General features: G+C 69.7%; 4 protein-coding genes. 1 reads left to right on the plus strand and 3 read right to left on the minus strand.

Annotated elements, in window-relative coordinates; all coding sequences use genetic code 11:
• Together H5J26_RS29015 and H5J26_RS29020 are read right to left on the minus strand one after the other, a co-directional pair.
• A partial coding sequence (locus tag H5J26_RS29015; protein ID WP_181768942.1) for a pyridoxal-phosphate dependent enzyme occupies positions 1 to 586 on the minus strand: 586 nt, incomplete at its 3' end.
• A gap of 118 nt (positions 587 to 704) precedes the next feature.
• Complete coding sequence (locus tag H5J26_RS29020; RefSeq protein ID WP_181768943.1) at positions 705 to 1,562, minus strand: HAD family acid phosphatase; 858 nt, start codon at positions 1,560 to 1,562, stop codon at positions 705 to 707.
• Positions 1,563 to 1,813: 251 nt separating this feature from the next.
• Here H5J26_RS29020 and H5J26_RS29025 point away from each other — a divergent pair, with 251 nt between their 5' ends.
• Positions 1,814 to 2,902, plus strand: a complete 1,089-nt coding sequence (locus H5J26_RS29025; RefSeq protein WP_181768944.1) for an S-(hydroxymethyl)mycothiol dehydrogenase — start codon at positions 1,814 to 1,816, stop codon at positions 2,900 to 2,902.
• Positions 2,903 to 2,965: 63 nt separating this feature from the next.
• Here the strand turns inward: H5J26_RS29025 and H5J26_RS29030 are convergent, their stop codons facing one another.
• Positions 2,966 to 3,760 carry an IclR family transcriptional regulator gene (locus tag H5J26_RS29030; RefSeq protein ID WP_181768945.1) on the minus strand — a complete coding sequence of 265 codons (795 nt, stop codon included), beginning with the start codon at positions 3,758 to 3,760 and terminating at the stop codon, positions 2,966 to 2,968.
• Positions 3,761 to 4,064: the final 304 nt, after the last annotated feature.

Here is a 4,064-nt window from a genome sequence, read left to right on the forward strand (position 1 = left end):
CGGCGGAGCCCGCGGCGAGTCCGCCGCCGCTGACGGGGACCAGCAGCGCGTCCAACCGGCCCGTCTCCTCCAGCAGTTCGAGCGTGGCGGTGCCCTGCCCTGCCATGACGTCGGGGTGGTCGTAAGGGGGCACGATCGCCAGCCCCCGCTCCTCGGCGAGCCGTTCACCGATGGCGACCCGGTCCTCGGTGTAGCGGTCGTAGGTGACGATCTCCGCGCCGTAGCCCGCCGTGGCGTCCAGCTTGATCTGCGGGCTGTCCTCGGGCATCACGATGACGGCCCTGCTGCCCAGTTCACGCGCGGCCAGCGCGACGGCCTGCGCGTGGTTCCCGGAGGAGTAGGCAGCGACACCGCGTGCCAGCTTCTCCGGCGGGAGCTGTGAGATCGCGTTGTAGGCGCCGCGGAACTTGAAGGCCCCGACCCGCTGGAAGTTCTCGCACTTCAGGTACGTCTCCGCACCCACCAGCCGGTCCAGCGTGCGGGAGTGGAGCACCGGCGTGCGGTGTGCCACCCCCTTCAGCCGGTCGGCGGCCTCGCGGACGTCCTCCAGGGTGACGGAGTCGGTACTCGGGCGGCTTGTGCTCATGGATGTTCGCTCCTCCGACGAGGTACGGACCGGGCCTCCGGAGACCCGGAGACCCAGCCCATCCTCACCCGGCCCGCACCCGGATCCGAAAGGAATTACGGGAGCAGGTGCGCAGCCGTCACGGCAGGAAGTACATCGGGTTGGGCATCTTGTAGCGCCGCTCCGCGTGGCCGCCCTTGAGGTCGCTGAACTGGTCCCCGAAGTTTCCGAGGATTTTGAAGCCCTCGGACTCGATGTGCTTGCGCGTCCCCGACTTGTACTCGATGGTCGTGCAGTCGGAACCGCACTCCAGGTAGGGCGGCGGGTTCTCCTTGTCCTTCAGGTAGAAGTGCTTCTTGTCGACGGGGGCCTTGTAGCCGACGTTCTCCAGGTTGCGGACGCTCCAGTCGCGCTGGTGCTCCGCGCGGCCGGTGAGGAAGAAGACCGTGATACCGCTCTTGTCGGCCCAGTTGACCAGCTTCTTCATGCCGAAGACCGCGTCCATGTCGGTGGTGCGCAGGTACTCGTCCTGGACCTTCGGGTCGAAGTTGTAGCCGATCTGCCGCTCGAAGTTGTAGGTGAGCAGCGTGGTGTCGTCGACGTCCACGACGATGGCGGGCTTGTCGCCGTGGCGCGCCTTCTCGTCCTCCTTGGCGAGCGCCTTCTTCAGGTCGCGCTGGGCGTCGGCGGCGATGCCGCGCACCTGGTGGGCGTAGTCGCTCTTGGGGGAGGCGTAGTGCTCACCGTCAGGGGTCTCGATGTCGCCGTAGTACTCGGCGATCTTCTCCTTGACCTTGTCGATGTTGGGTATGTCCCGGTCGCTCGTACGGGGCGCCGAACTGCCGGACGCCGGCTGGTGCTCGGCGGTCGCCTGTCCGACGCCGAAGAGGGCGGTCCCGGCGAGCGCCGCGACGACGCCGAGGGAGGCCACGCGTGCGCGGCGGGAGTTGAGGAGGGAGTGCAAGGTGCGCGTGCTGCGCTCGTCGTTCGGGGACATGGGGGGCTCTCCTGGACGGGACGGACGCCGTGCCGGTCGGCGCCGGCTGTCGTAGGCGTGGTGCGAGGGGAAGCTAACAGAACGCCCACCGGCAGTTCTACGCGCGATGACATGATTTTGCCGAAAGACGACACCCGGCCGCATGGTCGACGCTTGTCCTTCTGAGCGGCAGAGTTGGGCAGGACAGTTGGGCGGCACAACGAGCCGTCGGCACGACGAGGTGGCGGCGGACGAACGACGGAGGGCCCTGGATGGCACAGCAGGTGCGTGGCGTCATCGCGCCGGGCAAGAACGAACCGGTCCGCGTGGAGACGGTGGTGGTTCCGGACCCCGCCCCCGGCGAGGCAGTCGTACAGGTGCAGGCCTGCGGCGTCTGCCACACCGATCTGCACTACAAGCAGGGCGGAATCAACGACGACTTCCCCTTCCTCCTCGGTCATGAGGCCGCCGGCGTGGTCGAGTCCGTCGGGCCCGGCCCCTCCGACCTGGAGCCGGGCGATTTCGTGATCCTCAACTGGCGTGCGGTGTGCGGCCAGTGCCGGGCGTGCAAGCGCGGACGCCCCTGGTACTGCTTCGACACGCACAACGCGAGCCAGCAGATGACTCTCGCCGACAGCGGCCGTGCGCTCTCCCCGGCCCTCGGCATCGGCGCCTTCGCCGAGAAGACCCTCGTGGCCGCCGGTCAGTGCACCAAGGTCGACCCGAGCGTCTCTCCGGCAGTCGCGGGGCTGCTGGGCTGCGGTGTGATGGCGGGCATCGGCGCCGCGATCAACACGGGCGCCGTGGGGCGAGGCGACTCCGTCGCCGTCATCGGCTGCGGCGGCGTCGGGGACGCGGCCGTTGCGGGTGCCCGCCTGGCCGGTGCCGCGCGCATCATCGCCGTGGACATCGACGCCCGTAAGCTCCGCACGGCCGAGTCCATGGGCGCGACTCACACCGTCGACTCCACGAAGACCGACCCGGTGGAGGCCATCAGGGAACTCACCGGAGGCTTCGGCGCCGACGTCGTCATCGAGGCCGTCGGCAGGCCCGAGACGTACGAACAGGCCTTCTACGCCCGCGACCTGGCAGGCACCGTCGTGCTCGTCGGCGTGCCGACCCCCGAAATGCGCCTGGAACTCCCGCTGCTGGACGTCTTCGGACGCGGCGGATCGCTGAAGTCCTCCTGGTACGGGGACTGCCTGCCCGACCGCGACTTCCCGATGCTGATCGACCTCCACCAGCAAGGGCGCCTGGACCTGGAGAAGTTCGTGACCGAGCGGATCGCCCTCGACGAGGTCGAGGAGTCGTTCGCGCGGATGGAGGCCGGGGACGTGCTGCGTTCCGTGGTCGTCTTCTGACGGGTCTCTTCCGAGCGGACCGCCCCGGCGGGCGCCGGCCGGTGACGCCGAATTCGGCCTCGGTCAGCGCCAGTCGGGCGTTCCGCTGCCCGCGGCGTGAGGGCTCGCGGTCTCGATCCGCTGCCTGATGTCCCGCATCACCGCCACGATGTGCTGCTCGTGCTCTTCGGTCAGCCGCTCGACGGGGACCGAGCAGCTGACCGCGTCCGTGGCGGGGGAGTCGTCGCGCAGGGCGAATCCGAAGCCGGCGATGCCCTCGACTCCTTCCTCGCGGTCGATGGCGTAGCCGCGCTCACGCACCTGCCGCAGGTCTGCGAGCAGGGCCGAGCGGTCGGTGTGGGTGTGCGGGGTGAGCGCGCGCAACGGGCCGTCGGCCAGCGGCAGTCGGTCGTCCGGACGCTCGGCCAGCAGTGCCTTGCCCAGGGCGCTGACGTGTGCGGGCAGCCTGCGGCCGACCCTGCTGAGGGTGCGCGGGTACTCGTGCGACTCCCGCGTGGCCAGGTACACCACGTCGCCGCGGTCGAGCCGGGCGAGGTGGATGGTCTCGCCCAGGGTCTCGGAGGCCTCGGCCAGGTACGGACGGGCCACTCGCACCCGTGGGTCGCTGTCCAGATAGCTGGTGCCCGTGAGCAGGGCGCGGATGCCGATGCCGTAGAGGGAGCCGGTGGCGTCCGTGCGCACCCATCCGCGTTCGATGAGGGTCTGGAGCAGTGCGTACATGCTGCTTCGCGGGACCTGGAGCTCCTCGGCGAGCTCCCGCAGCCGGGCGGGCCGGTCACCGCGTGCGGCCAGCACCTCCAGCAGATCCACAGCCCTGGAGGCCGACTTGACCGCGCGCACGCCCCCGTTCTCCGGCATGCGCAGATCGTAGAGCATGGCCCTGTGCGAACCGGCAGGGTGCAGGGGCCCACGGGGTCGGCCCTGAAAGGTGTCCGTGCTCCCTGCGCGTACGTTCCGGAACGGCGTCGATTTGCCCCGGTAGAAGGTTTCCTTTACCTGTCCATTACCCTGGTGCGGTGACAGCTCATCGCGAGGACCGTCCCGGACGCCGGTCCTGACCGAAGGACGGGGGCCATCAGATGCATACGCGCACCCACGCTGTGGAGCCGTCCCCGTCGTCGTCCTCCGCGCCTTCCCGCTCGCCCAACCTCCGCCGGCGTAC

Source organism: Streptomyces albidus (ex Kaewkla and Franco 2022), from assembly GCF_013870515.1.
In the GTDB taxonomy this organism is placed as follows: Bacteria; Actinomycetota; Actinomycetes; order Streptomycetales; family Streptomycetaceae; genus Streptomyces; species Streptomyces albidus.